Origin of the sequence: Sphaerisporangium sp. NPDC051011 (assembly GCF_040653595.1) — a bacterium.
Lineage (GTDB): Bacteria > Actinomycetota > Actinomycetes > Streptosporangiales > Streptosporangiaceae > Sphaerisporangium.
In genome coordinates this window covers 1-17,160 of record NZ_JBFAGG010000016.1, presented here as the reverse complement: position 1 = coordinate 17,160, position 17,160 = coordinate 1, and the positions used below count along the sequence as shown (strand labels likewise).

Below are 17,160 nucleotides of genomic sequence, written 5' to 3'. Positions count from 1 at the left end.
GCGCCGCAGGCGATGGGATCCGCCGCGATCATGAACGGATCCGCCCGTTCCGGCGAATGCGCAACTGGCGTGTCGGCATCGAAGCCCGCATCAGCCACCTCAAGCGAGGATTCGAGCTCCGCCGCACCCGCCTACGCCGCCTCGAAGGCGCCCAGATCTGGGCCGGAGTCGGAAGCTTCGCCTATAATCTCCATCGGATGATCGTGATCACCCGATGTCCACTCGGCTGAAGCCGACTGGAGAGTGTAAGCCGGATCGGCAAGCATGCCCCCGCCTCACAGGCTGGCCATCAGCCCCCTGCTCAAAGCTTCAATGACCTCTTTTTCGGGAGCAAGTGGCTAGGCGACTGCCTCGGCGAGGTAGCGAGCGAGGTCGGTCTCGCGGAACCGTAGCTGCTTGCCGAGGCGAACGACGGGAAGCCTTCCGGCCTCGACTTGGTCGTACACCCAGCTCTTCTTGACGCCCCAGAGATCGCACAGTTGATCAACGTTGATGAGCCGCAGGCTCACGTAGTCGGCACCTTCGTTGGGGTCTCTGCTCAAGCTGCCCACCTTTCCGATCCCGATACGACCAGCGTGTATCCTCAGCACAAAAATATACTCATGTATATGAGCTGGTCAAGGCAGGTGTGCCTACCTTGTGCTGGATCAGACTCGCCGTGATGCGCCTGTGGTGGAAAGGGCGCGCCTGACAGGGGTGCTGCGCTCCGGATCTGCGCATTCGGTGCGACGAGATCCGCTCCTCAGGCTGTTATCGACTACCCGGCTCGGTGCTTCCCCTGCTCGGTGAGTGCAGGGAGTCCTTCAAGGGTGCGTGCGCGGTCGATCATGTCTTGGATTGTCTTCAAAGTTTCGTCGGAGAGGCCGGCCGCCCGTAGTGCGACCTCTTTGACCGCTTCGTCTCTGAGGGCGAGGTCGACCTTCGTCGCTGGGGCTGTGCCGCCGTCTTCGGCCTCGTCTTCGAAGAAGTACAGGACCGAGACGCCGAAGAAGGCCGCCAGCGCGGCGAGGTGTCGTTTGGTGGGGTTGTCTTTGATGCCCTTGCGGAGTTGCCAGACGTAGGCTTGTGAGATCACCTTTTCGCCGGCGGCGGCGTTGATCGCTTCGGCGACCTCTACGTTGGTGTACGGCTTGCCGCCCTTGGGGTAGACGGTCTGGAACAGGTGCTCAAGCCGGTCGGCGAGCGGGCCGGGTTTGGAAGGCGTGGTGCTCACGGGTCCTTCCCCTCCCTTGGGCGGACGGTCGGTGACGCGCCCCCTGCCGGACTGGTCATAGACTCCAGTACTCGACAATAGGGCGGCGTTTACGTGAGTACATCCTAGCCGGTGATGCGGGCGCCCGCGATGAAGGTCTTGTGCCGGTAGGTTCCTGGTGCCATGGAGTCGAAGCGCAGGTTGGCGCCGGTGAAGGGTGCGTTGAAGAAGCGGTGGTCGCCTGCGTAGATGCCGACGTGGGACGGGGCGCTGCCGGTGCCCGAGGTGCCTGGCCAGAAGACCAGGTCGCCTACCTGGAGCTGATCGTAGGGGACGTGCTTCCAGCGGCGGTCCTGGAACTGGGTGGCGGCGGTCCGGGGGAGCAGGACCTTGCCGCCGGTGGCCTGGTAGACGGCCCAGACGGTCAGGCCTGAGCAGTCGAAGCCCGGTTGGCCGCTTCCGTTGGAGTTCGTGCCTACCGAGGGCCCGTTCTGGTCGCCGCCGCCATACTGGTAGGCCATCCCGGTCCACTTCTGCGCTTGGGCGAGGATCGCCGCGCCGAGGTCGCCGGGTGGGACGACGGTGGGGCAGGCGGTCGCCTTCTCTGCGCAGGCTGCGACGATCTTCGTGGCGAAAGGCTCCCACTGCGCGTAGGCGTCGGGAGTGCCGGACTTCTGGACGGCTTGTGCGGCGTGCGCCAGAGGGATCGTCTGCCAGTTCGGTACCTTGACGAGCGCCGCGTAGAACTTCTTGGAGGCATGGACCGGATCGGTCAGCTGCTCGGGAGTGCCCCATCCTTGGGATGGCCGCTGCTGGAACAGGCCCAGGCTGTCGAGATCGCCTGGGGTTGTGGAGTTGCGGAGCCGGTCTTCCTGCATCGAGGTCGCGATGGCGATGACCGCCGCCCGGGCCGGCAGCTTGAGCTCGGCGGAGACCTGGTAGATGATCTGAGCGTTGCGGGCCTGGCCGTCGTTGAGGATCTCGCCGCGGCCGGTGTCCATGCCAGAGCCGGTGGTGCCGAAGCACGAGGAGTCCACGCCTGACGGGGGAGGACCGGGGGCGGTGCCTGCGGCAGAGCCGAGGGCGATGCCCAGAACGAGCGTGAGGGGCGCGGCGACGGCCGCGACCACGGCACCGACGAGCTTGCCGCTCATAGGCGGACGCGGGAAAGCGAACGGACGCGGGGAAGCGGAACAGGGGTGATCGTGTGCATGTGATCTCCCTTGAACTCGCTGAGATCCGGGTCGGCGCGGGGAGCAACCAGTCTGTTTGCTACAGCAAACGAACCGGTAAGACGGTATTGGGCATCTCGGGCTGACGTCAACTGGGGCAAATGCGATGAGCCTGGTTGAGGCTGCCCTGTTTGCTGGCAGGCTTGCTCAGTTCAATGGAGGAGCTTGTCGGCCCTGGTGTCGGCCGGCTCGCGGGGAGGAGGGCCTGGTCCGCTGCCCAGTAGGGGCGCGGTAGCGGAGTCGAAGATCAGCGTGCACTCGGTTCGCGTGGCGCGCGCGAGGGCGGGCATCTGCGTCTTGGTCATGGATGTCGCATCGCTATTCGGTGGCTGAGCGTGGCACAAGCGGTGGCGACGGCTTCGCAGCGGCGCGCGCCATCGACCAGGCGGAGCCAGCGCACCTCGCCGCGCAAGTCGCTCCCACCGCGTGCCGGCCGTGAAGTCGGTGGTACGTAAGGCCGGCCATGGTGTCGCGCGCCGGCCGCGCAGGTGAGCCAGGCGGCCTCGATCGCGGCGTCGAGTTGCTCTCCTGCCAGGCCATGGCTGACCAGCTCGTCTCGAATCCAGCGATGGTCCTCGTCGGTCACGTAGCCGCGCAGGGCCAGCCGTGCGTCGCGGATCTCGATCGTGCGACGCAGCAGCCGGATGCGGAGATCGGCGAACGAGGTCAGGTCGGTGCGTCGGCTGGGTGGGGCGCCGAGGACGACGTGCGGCGTCGCGTCGGTGAGTTGCTTCCAGAGCGGGCGCAGCGCGTTGAGGTTTCGATAAGCCCAGCAGGCGTCGAGCGCGGCGCTGATGGCCGGAAGCGGCAGGCGCCACAGGGGGACGGTCCACGGGATGGTCCACGGGACGGTGATGAGGAGGATCTTCATTTCAGTCGCGCGGGGTTTGGCTCGGGCGCTGCCAGGCGTTGCTGAGCCGGGTCACCCAGCTACCGGAGTGGGGCGGTGAGACGCTGGCCCGTTCCAGGATCAGGGAGGAGAGGAGCTCGGCTTGAAGTTCGTTGTCGGTGGTGTAGATCCGCCGGCTCAGCCAGTGCCGCACTTTGCCGGGGTCCAGGTCGGGCAGTATCCCGGACAGGCCGAGGGCGTCGGCCACGTCGGAGGAGTGGCCAAGGAGCATGTGAGAGACCTCGTGCAGGATGATCGCGTCTCGATGCAGGGGGCTGGTGTCCTGCTCGTAGTAGATGCGATCGACGTGGTCGAAGCCGACCCACAGGCCGTAGGGGCATGACTCCGCGGTCGGGGTCATCTGGGCCGGTGTGAGGATCATCGGTTTGCCGCGGCGCTCGGACACCGAATCACAGAATGTGGTGATCTCGAAAGGATTCGGAATGGTCAGCTCGCGCAGGAGTTTCTCGCACTGCGCGCGGAAGCGCTTCAGATCGTTCAACCCGAACTCTCCTCGGTCAAACGGGAGTCTGGCAATGGGAGAGTAAAGGAATTTGGAGATCCTTTGGGGGCGGCCTGGGGGCTGCTGGCTGCGGAAACGCCGTGTGGTACGGGGATGTGGGGTCAGGTAAAACTTTACGGCGGGGTCGACAGACGGTGATTCACTGCCTGGGGTCGTCGTCCGGCAGGCCTTCGATCTTCCGGGCCTGCTCGACCATGCCCAAGATCGCTTTGAGGGTTTCGGGGGACAGGCCGGACGCTCGCAGAGCGAGTTCGCGCACGCCGCTGTCGCGGATCGCGGCGATCAGCGCGAGCTGGCTGTCGGTGCGCACGGCCACCTCGTCATCGGCGAAGTAGGTCACGTCGACGCCGAAGAAACGGGCGATGGCACTCAGCCGTTCGTAGCTGGGCCTGGTTTTCTCTCCCGTGCGCAGTTGTGACAGGTAGGCGGCTGAGATGATCGCCTTGCCGGCCTCTTCGTTGATCTGTCTGGCGGCTTCGCGGAGCGTGTACGGCCCGCGACCCTTGGGGTGCACGGTCTTGAACAGGTGGTCGAGTCGCTGCGCCAGCACGCCCGGTTCGCTGTCGATCATGTCAGGTGTAGCCCTCCGTCAGCTCACCAACGCAAGATCCAGCACTGTCCATAGTGTAGTGCTTGCTCCGGCAAAGCGAGTTGACCCTTTGACCGCTTGATTGTTTGCTGTAGTTGACAAGCCTCTTCGTGGGCGCGTATAACCGTTTCCGCGGCGTTCGTACGGAAACGTCGCAGGTCAAACCCCGTCCCCGCGCGATTCAGGCCGCTCGCGTGCCCGGTCGGCGGGCGGGCCCCCTACCCCCAAGGAGCCCGATTTGCCCCTTTCGTTGTCTCTGCATGATGGTGTTCACGCCGCGGTACAAGCGCTGGCGGCTGACATCGACAACCCCGCCCCGCAGGACCCGACCGCGGGCAGCAACGGCGTCAACCTTCTGCTGGCCTACGCCAAGTGGGGCGCCCTGATCGCCTGCGCGGTCGCCGCCGTCGTCTCCGGCGGGCTGATGGCCGTCGGAGCCCTGTCCAACCGGCCCGACCACGCCGACAAGGGCAAACGCGCCCTGGTGTGGAGCCTCGGCGGAGTCGTGGTCACGGCGATCGCCATTCCCATGGTGAACACGGTCTTCGGAGCCGCTTCCTAGCGGCCGGTGCGCAGACGACATGAGCAACACCTTCCTGCAGCGTCGCCGGCCGGCCTTCTACTACCTGCGCATGATCGTGCTTGGACTGGTCACGTTCGTGGCTGTCGGCCTGGTCATCCAAACGGCCCTGATGCCCAGCGACCCCCCGGACTACCGTGTCCCCGCGCCCGGCGCAGGGCCTGGGGATGTGATCGGCATCGACCAGAACGGCAAGCGGATCGGCTTCGGTGAGCACCCGCCGCCGTTGCAGCTTTTGCCGGGAACCCGGATGGTGCATGAGGTCTCGGTCGGTTACCCGCACTCGACGCTCGGTGCGGTCTCCGCCGCGGTGCAGTACTGGGGCCAGATCGCTTCCACGCTCGACCCCGCCCGCGCGGCGCAGATCGGCACCGTCATCGCCGATCCGGCGTGGACGACCGCCGCCGCCGAACTGTCGAAGGGACCGATCAACACCCGCAGGCGCCTGGGCCTGCCCACCAGCGGACCGGCTCCCGACGGCGCGTCGGTGCTGCTCACCCCGATGGCTTATCAGATTCGGCAGATCACGACTGACTCGGTGACCGTCCTGCTGCTGGGCTATCTCCAGACCACGCTGCCGGGCCAGGAGCCGCAAAACCGCATCGGCGTCTTCCCCTTGCGAATGCACTGGGCCGCCGGTGACTGGAAGGTCCCCGCCCCCACGCTCAGCGCGGACTACTCAGGCCTGCAGGCCGCACCCGGCTCCCCGGAGGCGGCCGCCCTGGGGTGGCTGCCGCTGACCTCGCCGTAAGTCAAGCCTCGTGACCACTCACCCCGGGCTGACAGGACAGGAGGTCTCCCATGCCATGCGATCTGCCTGATGTCCTGGGCTGCGCCGGCGACCTCGTCGGCGGGGGCGTCACCAGCATCGCCGGCAGCGCCTTCAACGCGGTCGTCCAGAGCTTTGTGTCGGCGGCGAACACCCTGCTGGAAGGCTTCGGGAAAGCGTTCGTCGCCATCCCGCCGGTCGATTTGACCTCTCCCGGGGTGCGCAGCGTCTACCAGATCTCCCTCAAGGTCGCCGGAGTGATCGCTGTTCTGCTGCTGCTGGGCCAGGTCATCAAGACGGCGATCACGCACGATGGTTCCGCCTTGGCCCAAGGGCTGATCGGCGTCGGGAAGGCTGCGCTGGCGTTCATGTTGACGCTGGTGATCGCGGGGACGTCTCTCAAAGCGGCCGACGAGATCACCAACTACATCGTGGTGCGGAGTTTTGGCAGCACCCGGGCTCTCACCGCCAGGATCACCAGCCTGATTCCGTGGTCCTCGCCGGCCACGGCGGGTGCGCTGATCCTGCTGCTGGCGGTTGTCGGGATTCTGCTCACGCTGGTGCTCTGGTTCGAACTGCTGCTGCGTAACGTGGCCATCGTCGTCTTGGTGGCGACCTCGCCGATCGCGGCAGCCGGGCAGGTCTCGGGGTTCACCACCTCCTGGTGGACCAAGTTCGCGGTGGCCACGGTTCAGCTGATCATCCTCAAACCGGTCATCGCGCTCGTCTTCGCGCTGGGATTCGGGATGACCGGCAAGAGCGAAGACATCCAGTCCATTCTGGCCGGGATGCTCGTGCTGATCCTGGCGGTCTTCGCCTGGCCGGCCATTGCCCGTTTCTTCTCCTTCGCCAGCGTCGCGGTCGGCGGCAGCGCAGGACTTGGAAGCCTTGTCGGTTTTGCCGCCGGACGGGCCGGCGGCGGGGGGCCGGGCGGGGGCGTACCGACCGGTATCGATCCTGATGAGTTCAGCCAGGCGTCCGAGGCCCGGACCATGGCCTCTTTCGGGCAGTCCGGTGGTGGTGCATCAGCGGCCGGGGGCGCCGGGGGGTCTGCGGCGGCCGGGGCCGGTCCCGCGGCGGTTGCCGTCGCGGCACTCCGCGGAGCGCAGAAGGCGATCAACAGCCTCAGCGGTGGCATGGACCAGATGGCGACCCACGCGGGAATGGGCGGGCGACCGGCCGGCTACGCGGCCGGAGTACCGCCTTACGCCGGACAGGGTCGTTACCGGCGCCCGTACGGCGCAGGTACCTCTGCCCCTGGCAGCGGCAGTGCAGGCGGCACGCCCCCCGCTCCGGTGCCTGGCTCCGGCGCGCTGGGGAAGGGGGAAGACCATCAGGGATCATCGCAGGCTGAGCCACCCCTGCCGCAGGCGTCGGCTGCGGAACGGCCGGCTGATACTCCGGCCGAGCAGACCGCACCCCAATCCCCTGCCCTGCCGGATCAGCCTGCTCTGGCAGAGGCCCTTCCAGCGCCGCCGCGGCCGAAGGCGACCCCTGCCGGTGACGGTCATGACCTTGAGGGAGGCGTGGCATGAGTGCCGGTACCGGTGGCGGTACGCCGTCCTCGCGGACGTATTTCGGCTGGCAGGAGGAGAAGGTCGCCTTCATTCTCGGGGTGAGTGGGCAGCGTGCCGCGATGCTCGCGGTCGCTGTGCTTTCCGCCGCCTGGCCGCTGGCCGTCTCCGACATCAGGAAAGGCCTGCTGTGCTGGCCGGTCGCCGGTCTGCTGATCGCCCTGGCGTTCGTCCGGATCGCCGGTCGGACCGTCGATGAGTGGATCCTGGCCGCCGCCTCCTACGGACTACTGCGGTCCCGAGATCAGAACAAGTTCGCCAGTGCCGCGTTCGCTCCGAGGTCCACAAGCCGTCCTGCCGCGCCTGCGCCGATGGACCTGCCCGGCATTTTGGCGCCCGTGACCATCTTGGAGGCCGCCTTCGGTAACGCGGCCACGATCGCGGTGGCGCACAACAGCTACGAGCGGACCTTCACCGCGGTCGCACGGATCGGCTTCCCGGGGATCGGGCTGGTCGACTCCTCGCGCAGAGATCTGCGGGTCGCGGGGTGGGGCGGTTTGCTGTCGGGGTTGTGCACCGAGGGCAACCCGATCGTCCGGGTGCAAGCGCTGCAGCGGCTGGTCCCCGAATCGGGGGCGGCGCTGCGCCGATGGCACGCCGACCACCTCTCAGACCAGGCGCCACCTCTCGCGCGGGAGATCACCGCGATGCTGTTGGCGACCTCGACGTTGGCGACCTCGCAGCGTGAGGCGTTCTTGGCGTTCACCATGGACCACAAGAGGGCAGCGTCGCAGATCAGGGCCGCCGGTGGTGGTACGGCAGGGGCCGCGACCGTGCTGGTCCGTCAGCTCAAGGCGCTTACCTCGGCCATCGGCGGTGCCGATCTGCAGGTGGAAGGCTGGCTCGATCCACGGGATCTGGCCGAGGTGCTGCGGACCGCGTTCGACCCCCACTCGGCTCGTGTCCTGGCCGACCAGCGTGCCGGGGCGATGGCCGCTGCCACAGTGGGCGTCCGCCACAAGGGTGTGCCGGGGGTGGATCCGGCGCTGGCGGGGCCGGCCGCCGCCGAGGCCAAGCCCGGCTCCTACGCCCACGACGGCGCTCACTCGGTCAGCTATGTGGTGCACGACTGGCCGCGAAACCAGGTGTACTCCACCGCGCTGGCGCCCCTGCTGGGGGAGAGCGATCACCGTCGTGCTTTCTCCTTGCACGTCGAGCCCCTCGGCCCGCGCAAGGCGGAACAGGAGGTGATGCGCGAGCGTACGGCCCGCGATGTCGCGATCAGGATGCGGCAGCGTACCGGCCAGATCGTTCCCGAGCACGAGCAGGCCGCCCTTGACCGTGCCCGCTCCCAGGACCGCGAACGTGCGGCCGGTCACGGACTGGTCCGCTTCTCGGCATACGTCACGGTCACCGTCACCGATCCCGCCGACCTGGACGACGCCTGCGCGGCACTGGAAGCCGACGCGGCGGCAGCACGGATCTCCATCCGCCGCATGTGGATGGCCCAGGACGTCGGGTTCGCGCTCGGCGCCCTGCCGCTGGGCATGGGCCTGCCCCGGAAGAGGTTGTGAGTATGGGCCTGCGCAAGAGGAACAGCGCTGCTCTGCCCGCCTTCGACCTGGCCGATGTGCTGGGAACTCCGGCCGCCCCTGTGGCCAAGGCCGGCGGCAACCGGGCCGGGAAGGCCGAGCGCCGTCGCCAGGATGCGCTCGCGCCGCGGCGCGGTCATGCCCACCCCTTCGGGGGACGCGCTCCCCGATTCCCGGCGATCCCTGTCTTCCGCGGGAGCACCGGCCAGGTGCAGGGCCTGTACCCGTGGCTGTACGGGGCGAGCATGCCGCCGGTCGGTGTCTACGTCGGCGTCGACTGCCTGTCCGGCGGCGCGTTCGCCTGCCACCCCATCGAATGGCTGCACCGGGGCCTGATCTCCAACCCGAACATGCTGATCACCGGGGTGCCCGGCGCGGGCAAATCCGCCACGATCAAAGCCCTCATCACCCGGCTCAGCGCGTACGGCGTCAAGACCTTCGTACTCGGCGACATCAAGAACGAGTACGCGCCCCTGGCACGCGCGTTCGGCGTCGCACCGGTCGAACTCGGCCCTGGCCTGGGAACCCGGCTCAACCCGCTGGACGCCGGCCCGCTCGGCGAGAACCTGCCCGCCGACGGCGAGCAGCTGCGCGAGCGGCTGGAGGAGATCCACCGCCGCCGCATCACCCTGCTGTCCTCGCTGCTGGTCATGCGGCTGGGCGGCGACCTCACCCCAACGGAGGAGGCGGCGATCAGCTTGGCGATCAAACACGCCTCCGGGCAGGCCGCCGGCGCGAGCACCCTCAAGGACCCGACCATCCCGCAGGTGTGGCAGCTCCTGCGCGACCCGCTGCCGGAGATGGCCACCGAACTGCGGGTCCGCGGCGATGACGTGGGGGAACTGCGGGAGATGGTCCGGCGGGCGACCGACGCCCTCGGCAACATGGTCCGCGACTCCCTTTCCGGCCTGTTCGACGGACCCACCAGCGTGCAGCTCGACTTCAACGCCCCGATCCAGACCGTCGATCTGTCCCGTATCGACGGCCGCGGGGACGAGACCGTCGCCATGACGCTCGCCTGCGTCTCCTCCTGGGGCCAGGCCGCCATCGACGAACCCGGCGGACCCGTCCGCCTGGTCGTCCGCGACGAGCTGTGGCGCGCCATGCGCGTCCCCGCCATGATCCGCAAAGTCGACTCCGACCTTCGCCTGTCCCGCGCCCAGGGCACCATCCAGGTCCTGGCCACCCACCGGCTCGCGGACTTCGAGGCGGTGGGGCCCGAGGGCTCGCAGGAGGTCACGATCGCCAAGAACCTGATCGCCAGCTGCGACGTGCGCATCTGCCTGCGGCAGGACACCGCCCCGCTGGCGATGACCCGCGATGCGATCGGGCTCACCGACACCGAGTGCGCACACATCGCCTCCTGGTCCGGCGAGCAGATCGGCCGGGCGGTCTGGAAGATCGGCCGCACCGCCAGCCACGTCGTCCAGGTCGTCCTCACTCCCGTGGAGCGCCGGCTCTACTGGACCAACGAGCGCATGGCCGTCTGACATGGCACGAAACGAGACCATCGCCGGCCGCGGCGTGTTCGACGGCCCTGCCGACTACCTGCTGTTCGGTGCGCTCGGATGCATCGTCGTCGCGGTCGTGGGGGTCTGGCTGACCGGGCAGATCGCCGGACTGGTATTCGCCTTCTCCTGGCCCGACACCAGCCTGGGCGACTCCCTATCGATCCTGCAACGGCTTCCCCACCACCTGTCCGACCCCAAGCAAGCCTGGCCGGCCTCGGCACGCGACTCCCTCCCGGGCTGGCCCGGATTCCTGCTCTCGGCCCTGATCACCTTCACCGGCCTGGCGACCGCGGCCGTTGCCGGTATCCGCCGGGTCGCCGGCGGGCGTTCCCAGCGCGGGTTCGCCTCCCGCCGCCACTTGGCCCGGGCGATGTCGGAGAAAGCGGTCCTTATCCGGGGACCGGTCGTCCGCCCGAGCTTGGCAGGCACCGGGTACGCGGTGGAAGAGGTGGGAGTGCGGCTGGGCCGCGCCAGGTCCGGCGGCATGCCGCTGGCCATCAGCTCCGAGTCGTCGGTCCTGGTGATGTCCGCGCCCCGTCAAGGCAAGACCAGCATGGTCATCATCCCGTGGCTGCACCGCTGGCCCGGTCCTGCTCTGGCCACCTCGGTCCGCAAAGACGTCGTCGAGGCGACCGCGCTGCTGCGCGCCGAAGGCGGCCGTCCCGTGCTGGTGATGGCGCCCACCGGGATGATCCGCTGGCCTGACCTGGTGCGCTGGTCACCGACCTCGGGTTGCGAGAACTTCGAAAAGGCCCGCATCCGGGCTGACGTCATGGTCACGGTCGGTAAGACCGGCAGCAACCAGGACTCCGGCAACGCGGCCTACTTCGGTATGACGGCCACGAATCTGCTCGCGGGCTGGCTGCACGCCGCCGCCTTGTCCGGCGGTTCCACCGACGATGTCCTGCGCTGGGCGCTGGATGAGCGCCTCGACCAACCTGTGAAGATCTTGCGCGACCATCCCGCCGCGGCGCCGGGCACCGCCGCGATGCTCGATGCCGCCTACCGGTCTCCTGAGGGCACCCGCTCGAACCTGTGGACCACCGTGCAGACGGCGGTGGCACCGCTGCTGGCCCCCACCGCCCGCGCCACCTTCACCCCGGCGGCGGGGGAGGGCATCGACCTGGAAGTCTTCCTCAAAGTCCGCGGCACGATCTATCTGCTGGTCTCGGAGAAACAGGCGACCGACCTGGCGCCGCTGATCTCGGCGTTCGTCGACGAGCTCACCGAGACCGCCAAGAGGCTCGCCGACGCCTCACCCGGCGGCCGGCTCGACCCACCGCTTGGCCTGATCTGCGACGAGGTCGCCAACGTCGTCCCGCTCCCGCACCTGCCCGCCCTGATGTCGTACGCGGGCGGATCGGGCATCTTCGTCGTCGCCGTGCTCCAGAACATGGCGCAAGCCGAGAACCGGTGGGGCCGCGAAGGCGCGGCCATGCTCTGGGGCGCCTCCACCGTCAAGATCGCCCTCGGTGGTCTGTCCGGTGACGAACTACGTGACCTGTCCGCGCTGGCCGGTGAGCATCGCGAACTCCTCACCACCCACCAGCGTGGCAGCACCGGCCACACCATCCAGTCCACCTTGCACGACCGCAAGACCCTTCCGGCGGAGGCGATCCGGACCCTGTCCGAAGAACACCGCGAGGCGCTGGTCATCCACGCCACCACCCCCGCCGTGCTGGTGCGGATGACCCGCCACTACGAAGGCCCCGACCGCGACGCCTACGCCCGCTCAGTCGCCGCGGCCACCCACATGATCACAAACGCCATCCCGTACACCACCAGCGTCACGACAACCGCCGCGGGCAAGGACGGAACCGAAAATGACCGAGACGCCTAAGCAGCCGGTGAAATCTCAGGCGGCTGTCCTGCTGAAGTCCTCGCTGAACAAGGGCTACCGCGACCAGCACCTCAGCCGTGGCAAGCGTCGTGACCGTCCCACGGCCAAGCCCACCCGGCGCCTGATGGAGTGGCACCGGATGGATCCCGGCGAACGGCAGGCCAACTGGGCGCGGCTGCGGGCCTGGGCGACCTGGCTGCACGACCGTTACGAACTCGGCGTCGAGGAACGCCTGCCGCGCTGCTGGGCCCAGCATCCCGGCCTGATCGAAGAGCTGTGGGCGCTCAAAGCCTGGCGTGAAGAGATCTATGACGCCAAGCAGCCGTCAGGGCAGGCCGCACGCTACTGGCACGCCGAGCTCCGTCAGACCATGCACGCCGCGATCACCTTCTACGCTGCCGGCTGCCGCGCCGGGCACCGCGGAGCCGACGGCCTGGCCGCCGAGGACGCCGCTCTCCAACAGCGCTGGGCCACCGCGGATCCCGCCGCGGGCATCCCTGCCGGCATGCTCCAGGCCGACGATGCCGCACCGGGCCGGTCGGACAGCTACCTGTTCCTGACCGCCGCCACCATGACCACCCACCACGAGCAAGCCGCGGCCGTCCCCCTGGGCACGACGGTCACCGACTTCCTCCACCATGACGGCTCCTGGTGGACCCCCGGCCAAGGCGGCTGGCTCCGGATCATCGATCCCCACCTCGACCGCCGCCTCAACCAGCGATCCGCCGCCCTGGCACTCGCCGATCGCAGCGTCGAGCGCCACAGGGCCTTCAAGGCCACCGGCCGGGCGGCGAAAGGAATCGCCTGATGTCGCCCTTAACCGACCCAGCCACACTCACGCCGCGCTCACAACGACCAAGAGCGCCGCGACCTGGAGCCTCCCTTTTAGGAGGTCACACAACGATAGGAAGCTCCCCGACCATGCCTGATCTCGTCCACCGGACCGAACAAGAGCTCCTCGGCGCGCTGATCTACGATCCGAGTCTCGTCAACGACGTGCCCTACCTTCTTCCCCGGCATTTCCAGCACTCCGATCACCAGGCCATCTTCGCGGCGTTCCTCGACATCTACGCCAACGAACCCGGAATCTGGGGTGCGACGATGGCCGAACGGATCAATCTCCAGATCGGCCAGTCCAGTATCGACCAGACGCGGCTCACCGGCCTTGTTCTGTCCAGCCCCGATCTCGCCTCCGTCGCCGTCTACGGCCGCATGATCCAAGAAGCCGCGCTGCGTCGCGAACTCCTCAGCCACGCCGACCGCCTCACCCAAGCCGCCGGAACCGTCCGTGGCATCGACCCGGAACTGGACCACTTCGCGCTGCTGTCGGACGCCCTGCGCTCCAACGCGGTCCACTTCGACACCAGCCTCACCTATGAACTGGCGGTACAGGCACCGCGCCAGGACCTGCGGACCCTGCGCGAAGAAGCACTACTGGCCGATTTGATCCAGCATCCCGAATACCTACACGAGGTGGCCGCCTGGCTGGATCCCGAGGTGTTCACCAGCCCCGACCGGCGCAGCATCTACGAAGCCATCATCGCCGTCGACCACTACGGCGAGCCGGTGCAGGAACTCACCCTCTCCTGGGAACTCGCCCGCGCTCGATCCGCCGGCCTCACCCTGGCCGGCGAACCCATCGACAGCAGGTTCGACGCCACCCCCGCGGCTCCCGGCTACCTCGCTCGCCTGGCGGTCACCGCAGTCGAGGCAGGCGTCTCCATCGAGCTCGGACGTGACCTGCTGGCCGACCACAGCCGCGCCGAACTCGCCGCCGGAGCCGCCCGGATCACCGTGAACGCCGTGAACGCCGTGACAATCGCCCACCAGCCCGCCGCGCATCGGACCCTCCGCCACGAACGCGGCTTCGCACAGGACCACAGCGCGCCGCTTCTCACACCACCCGATCAAACGCTCGGCCTCGACGGCCCCGAGCTGCGCCAGTAGAAGGAGCCACCCAAACCATGTCGCTCCCCAAGCGCCCCGCAGACCAGCCGTCCACCGCCGAACCGGACACCCAGCCAATGATCATCAGTCACGCGGAGATAAACCGGGCCTTCGACCAGGGCCTAGTGACGCCGCTTGGCCAGACCATCGCCTACGTCGTCCGCTATCAGCACACGTGGTGGATCCATTTCGAGAAGGGATGGATCCGCAGTGACAAGCAGCTCGCCGACATGCTCGACGCCGAAGCCGCACGCATCACCGCTCAGGACACCATCGTGGCCCGCAAGGCCGCGATCCGTGCGGCCACCCGGCCCGACCCGCAAGAACGACTGAACCCGACCTGACGGCAACCTGCGATACGTCATGCCGATCCAAATTCAGGAGCGCTGATCTGTGTGTTGAGAGACGATCCCGCCGTACTGGAGCAGCTGTGCCGCGCGTACGGTGATCATCTCTACGACTATTGTCGTTCCCTGCTGCAAGACGACGATGCCCTGTCGGCCACGGTGGGCGCCCTTCACGGGGCCATGGCCCACACCGGCCGGTTGCAGGACGCCAGGCATCTGCGGGCCTGGCTGTACTCCCTGGCCCGCGCCGAATGCCAGGCCAGGCTCGCCGCCGTCACCCACACCCGCTCATACACCCGGCAGGGACGCGGCGGGGCTCCCGAGCTGGCGGCCGAAGTGCTGGCCTGCCTGGAGTCGCGAGAGCGGGAGATCCTCGATCTCACCGCGCGCCACGGCCTGACGCCCGATGAAGCCGCCCGGGTACTGGACATCCCGGTGGACGCGGTGGAGACGGCAGCACGCCTGGGCAGGCGCAATGCCGAGCAGTGGCTGGCGGCCGTCATGGACGCCAGGCGCGCCACTCCGCGGTGCCCGCTACTGGCCGACCTGGTGACCTCGTGGGTGGAGTCGCCGACGCGGCTGTTGCGCGCCCACATCAGCCGGCACGTGCGCTCCTGCAAGCACTGCCAGGCCACGCCGACCAAGGCATCCATCACCACGCTGCTGTCAGCCATGCCCATCAGGACAAGTCCCGCTCCATTGCAACGGCAACGACTGTCCGCCGGCGCCGGCGCCGGCGCTTCGGTCACCGCCGCGGAGACCCGCACCGAAAGCTGGCACCCCGACGGGTTCCCCGTGCAGCCCGACGCGCTTGAGGACCCCCCGCCCCCCAAGGAACCGTTGTCGGTCGAGGAAGGCTTCACCCCCGAACGGCCCGATGACAAGCAGCCGCCCGCGGATTTCTGGGAACACGACCCGCAGGCCGCCGACCCCGAAAGCCGCATCCGGTGGGGCCGCGTCAGCCTGGTCACCCTGGTATCGGTGGCGTCGGCAGCTGTGATCTGGACGCTGCTGTTCAATCCCGGCAACAGCAGGAAGACGATCAACGTGGAGGCGGCCGGAGGAACGGTCGCGGTCACGGCCGGCGAGCCGCTGCCACCCCTGGCCGCCCCTCCGCCCCCACCCGCGGACGCCCGCAGGCTGGCAGACGTCGGTGCACCCAGCGGCACGGCCACGCCGAAGACCAACCAGCGCCGCGCGAGCAGGCTGAACAGCTCCGCGCCGCTGCCGCCGCCGTCCCACCGATCAACCCCGTCAACCAAGCCGACCGGCGAACCCAAGCACAACGCCTCCCCATCGGCTAATAGCGGCCCGAACGACCCTCCGCCTCCGCCTAGGACATCGCAGCCCCGCTCATCCCCGAGGCAGACCTCGCAGCCGCAGGCCAGCACGCCCCCGCCCCCGCCCCCGCCCCCACCGCCACCGCCATCGTTCTCGGCGTCCACCACCTCGGTGAATCTGGGCACCGGCCGGGGGGGAACGGTGACCGTGCACAGCCAGACCGGATCGATCAGCTGGCAGGCGAGTGGCGCCGAGGTGAGCGCGTCACCCGGCAGCGGAAGCGTCGCAGACGGCCAGAGCTCGACCATCAATTTCTCGCTCCAGGTCGCAGTGGGCCACACCGACGACTGCGGCAAGCCCTTGACCACATATCTGTCGATCTTCTGGTCCGGTGACAACAAGGGAACCAAAGGCTCCGGGACCACCGGCGTCACCATCACCTACACGAAGCCCTGCCCCAAGCCCCTCTAGCAACAAAGAGAGACACCTATGCCCCGACTTCGTAAACGCGAATGGATCATCGCGCTCATCGCGGTGCTGTTCACGTTGACCATCGGCATCCCCACCGGCATGGCCCTGGCGGATCCCGGCCAGAGCACCGGCGTCAACAACCAGTGCGACGACATCCTCGGCACCGGAACCCCCGAGTTCATGTACTGCTCGTGGATGGCCGAGACGCCCAAGGATGCCCTGAACGTCCTCGACTTCTGGTCGTACAACGACGGCCAGCGGCTCAAGGAAGCCGTGCCCTACCCCAGCCCCGTCCTGTTCTGCAAGGACAAGAGCAACAAGGGCCCCGGCATGCAGGGCTGCGCCGACTCCGACCAGGTGCTGTGTAAGTACGACCAGAGCGCCGGGAAGTACCTGTGCAAGGACACCGAGGGCAAGCCGACGAACCCGCCCGCCAAGGCATGTCTGGGCGGTGAGTTCGACTGCACGCGCGGCAACGGTTCCACGACCTCGGGAGAGGCGAACGGCACCCCCGCGCCGACGGCGACCGGCGGCGCGCGGACCGGCGGCGACCCGAGCGCCGGTCCGCTCGCCGCCAGCCAGGCGCCGAACGCCGAGGCCTCGGCGTCACCGGACGGCTCCGGGCAACTCGCCACGCCGGACGCCCAACCCGACACTCAGGCCGACCAGCAGACCGAGCCCCAGAAGCAGCAGGTCAACCGGCAGCGGTCCGAGCCGCAGGGCTGGCAGCAGACCGAGCAGCCCGAGCCGACCACGTCCGCCAAACCGCAGCCGACGACCCCCGACAAGCAGGTGCTGACGCCTCCGGACGACGCGACCGGCCAGGCCGCCGCCGCGGCCGTCAAGCTGGGCATGCGCGTGTGGATCGAGAGCGAGCTGGCCC

18 protein-coding genes and 1 pseudogene are annotated in these 17,160 nt (G+C 68.4%); 12 read left to right on the top strand and 7 right to left on the bottom strand.

All coding sequences use genetic code 11. The annotated features are described in order from the left end of the window. Positions 1-20: 20 nt before the first annotated feature. Positions 21-230 (top strand): annotated as a pseudogene (locus tag AB0H21_RS31190) (transposase); the annotation flags it as partial. Between the two features lie 108 nt (positions 231-338). On the opposite strand, the gene AB0H21_RS31185 reads toward AB0H21_RS31190, so the two are convergent. From AB0H21_RS31185 to AB0H21_RS31155, 7 genes are all read right to left on the bottom strand, one after another. Then, positions 339-542, bottom strand: a complete 204-nt coding sequence (locus tag AB0H21_RS31185; RefSeq protein ID WP_358523751.1) for a helix-turn-helix domain-containing protein — start codon at positions 540-542, stop codon at positions 339-341. A gap of 215 nt (positions 543-757) precedes the next feature. After that, complete coding sequence (locus AB0H21_RS31180) at positions 758-1,213, bottom strand: helix-turn-helix domain-containing protein (RefSeq protein ID WP_358523750.1); 456 nt, start codon at positions 1,211-1,213, stop codon at positions 758-760. A gap of 104 nt (positions 1,214-1,317) precedes the next feature. Continuing rightward, positions 1,318-2,346 carry a C40 family peptidase gene (locus AB0H21_RS31175; protein WP_358523748.1) on the bottom strand — a complete coding sequence of 343 codons (1,029 nt, stop codon included), beginning with the start codon at positions 2,344-2,346 and terminating at the stop codon, positions 1,318-1,320. A gap of 230 nt (positions 2,347-2,576) precedes the next feature. Continuing rightward, a complete protein-coding gene (locus AB0H21_RS31170) occupies positions 2,577-2,729 on the bottom strand; it encodes a hypothetical protein (protein ID WP_358523747.1) in 153 nt (50 codons plus the stop codon). After that, positions 2,726-3,295 (bottom strand): DUF6545 domain-containing protein, encoded by a 570-nt coding sequence (locus tag AB0H21_RS31165; protein ID WP_358523745.1) that lies wholly within the window; start codon positions 3,293-3,295, stop codon positions 2,726-2,728. Before AB0H21_RS31165 ends, AB0H21_RS31170 begins: the two co-directional genes overlap by 4 nt. Before the next feature lies 1 nt (position 3,296). Further along, positions 3,297-3,815, bottom strand: a complete 519-nt coding sequence (locus tag AB0H21_RS31160; RefSeq protein ID WP_358523744.1) for a hypothetical protein — start codon at positions 3,813-3,815, stop codon at positions 3,297-3,299. A gap of 160 nt (positions 3,816-3,975) precedes the next feature. After that, positions 3,976-4,407: a helix-turn-helix transcriptional regulator gene (locus AB0H21_RS31155; protein WP_358523742.1), complete on the bottom strand. Its 432-nt coding sequence runs from the start codon at positions 4,405-4,407 to the stop codon at positions 3,976-3,978. 256 nt (positions 4,408-4,663) lie between these two features. Here AB0H21_RS31155 and AB0H21_RS31150 point away from each other — a divergent pair, with 256 nt between their 5' ends. From AB0H21_RS31150 to AB0H21_RS31100, 11 genes are all read left to right on the top strand, one after another. Next, positions 4,664-4,987, top strand: coding sequence for a hypothetical protein (locus tag AB0H21_RS31150; RefSeq protein WP_358523739.1), 324 nt, complete (start codon positions 4,664-4,666; stop codon positions 4,985-4,987). Between the two features lie 19 nt (positions 4,988-5,006). After that, on the top strand, positions 5,007-5,756 hold the full coding sequence (locus AB0H21_RS31145) for a hypothetical protein (RefSeq protein ID WP_358523736.1): 750 nt from the start codon (positions 5,007-5,009) through the stop codon (positions 5,754-5,756). A 50-nt stretch (positions 5,757-5,806) separates the two neighbouring features. Then, positions 5,807-7,309: a conjugal transfer protein TrbL family protein gene (locus tag AB0H21_RS31140; RefSeq protein WP_358523733.1), complete on the top strand. Its 1,503-nt coding sequence runs from the start codon at positions 5,807-5,809 to the stop codon at positions 7,307-7,309. Next, complete coding sequence (locus AB0H21_RS31135) at positions 7,306-8,862, top strand: SCO6880 family protein (RefSeq protein ID WP_358523730.1); 1,557 nt, start codon at positions 7,306-7,308, stop codon at positions 8,860-8,862. The genes AB0H21_RS31140 and AB0H21_RS31135 overlap by 4 nt, the downstream gene beginning before the upstream one ends. 2 nt (positions 8,863-8,864) lie before the next feature. Continuing rightward, on the top strand, positions 8,865-10,370 hold the full coding sequence (locus tag AB0H21_RS31130) for a type VI secretion protein (protein ID WP_358523727.1): 1,506 nt from the start codon (positions 8,865-8,867) through the stop codon (positions 10,368-10,370). A 1-nt stretch (position 10,371) separates the two neighbouring features. Further along, positions 10,372-12,231 (top strand): TraM recognition domain-containing protein, encoded by a 1,860-nt coding sequence (locus AB0H21_RS31125; protein ID WP_358523725.1) that lies wholly within the window; start codon positions 10,372-10,374, stop codon positions 12,229-12,231. Beyond that, on the top strand, positions 12,215-13,039 hold the full coding sequence (locus AB0H21_RS31120) for a hypothetical protein (RefSeq protein ID WP_358523722.1): 825 nt from the start codon (positions 12,215-12,217) through the stop codon (positions 13,037-13,039). Before AB0H21_RS31125 ends, AB0H21_RS31120 begins: the two co-directional genes overlap by 17 nt. A 113-nt stretch (positions 13,040-13,152) precedes the next feature. Further along, complete coding sequence (locus AB0H21_RS31115) at positions 13,153-14,178, top strand: DnaB-like helicase N-terminal domain-containing protein (RefSeq protein WP_358523719.1); 1,026 nt, start codon at positions 13,153-13,155, stop codon at positions 14,176-14,178. 17 nt (positions 14,179-14,195) lie between these two features. Then, a complete protein-coding gene (locus AB0H21_RS31110) occupies positions 14,196-14,522 on the top strand; it encodes a hypothetical protein (RefSeq protein WP_358523716.1) in 327 nt (108 codons plus the stop codon). Between the two features lie 54 nt (positions 14,523-14,576). Beyond that, entirely contained in the window at positions 14,577-16,277 is a 1,701-nt protein-coding gene (locus AB0H21_RS31105) for an RNA polymerase sigma factor (protein ID WP_358523714.1), read from the top strand. A gap of 18 nt (positions 16,278-16,295) precedes the next feature. Beyond that, on the top strand, positions 16,296-17,160 hold an 865-nt coding region (locus AB0H21_RS31100; protein WP_358523711.1), incomplete at its 3' end, for a hypothetical protein.

Excerpts from the sequence above, each read along its gene's own strand:
- AB0H21_RS31115 (WP_358523719.1), top strand. The coding sequence starts at position 13,153 with ATGCCTGATCTCGTCCACCGGACCGAACAAGAGCTCCTCGGCGCGCTG.
- AB0H21_RS31135 (WP_358523730.1), top strand. The coding sequence starts at position 7,306 with ATGAGTGCCGGTACCGGTGGCGGTACGCCGTCCTCGCGGACGTATTTC.
- AB0H21_RS31165 (WP_358523745.1), bottom strand. The coding sequence starts at position 3,295 with ATGAAGATCCTCCTCATCACCGTCCCGTGGACCATCCCGTGGACCGTC.
- AB0H21_RS31170 (WP_358523747.1), bottom strand. The coding sequence starts at position 2,729 with ATGACCAAGACGCAGATGCCCGCCCTCGCGCGCGCCACGCGAACCGAG.
- AB0H21_RS31145 (WP_358523736.1), top strand. The coding sequence starts at position 5,007 with ATGAGCAACACCTTCCTGCAGCGTCGCCGGCCGGCCTTCTACTACCTG.
- AB0H21_RS31125 (WP_358523725.1), top strand. The coding sequence starts at position 10,372 with ATGGCACGAAACGAGACCATCGCCGGCCGCGGCGTGTTCGACGGCCCT.
- AB0H21_RS31155 (WP_358523742.1), bottom strand. The coding sequence starts at position 4,407 with ATGATCGACAGCGAACCGGGCGTGCTGGCGCAGCGACTCGACCACCTG.
- AB0H21_RS31140 (WP_358523733.1), top strand. The coding sequence starts at position 5,807 with ATGCCATGCGATCTGCCTGATGTCCTGGGCTGCGCCGGCGACCTCGTC.
- AB0H21_RS31110 (WP_358523716.1), top strand. The coding sequence starts at position 14,196 with ATGTCGCTCCCCAAGCGCCCCGCAGACCAGCCGTCCACCGCCGAACCG.
- AB0H21_RS31120 (WP_358523722.1), top strand. The coding sequence starts at position 12,215 with ATGACCGAGACGCCTAAGCAGCCGGTGAAATCTCAGGCGGCTGTCCTG.
- AB0H21_RS31130 (WP_358523727.1), top strand. The coding sequence starts at position 8,865 with ATGGGCCTGCGCAAGAGGAACAGCGCTGCTCTGCCCGCCTTCGACCTG.
- AB0H21_RS31175 (WP_358523748.1), bottom strand. The coding sequence starts at position 2,346 with ATGAGCGGCAAGCTCGTCGGTGCCGTGGTCGCGGCCGTCGCCGCGCCC.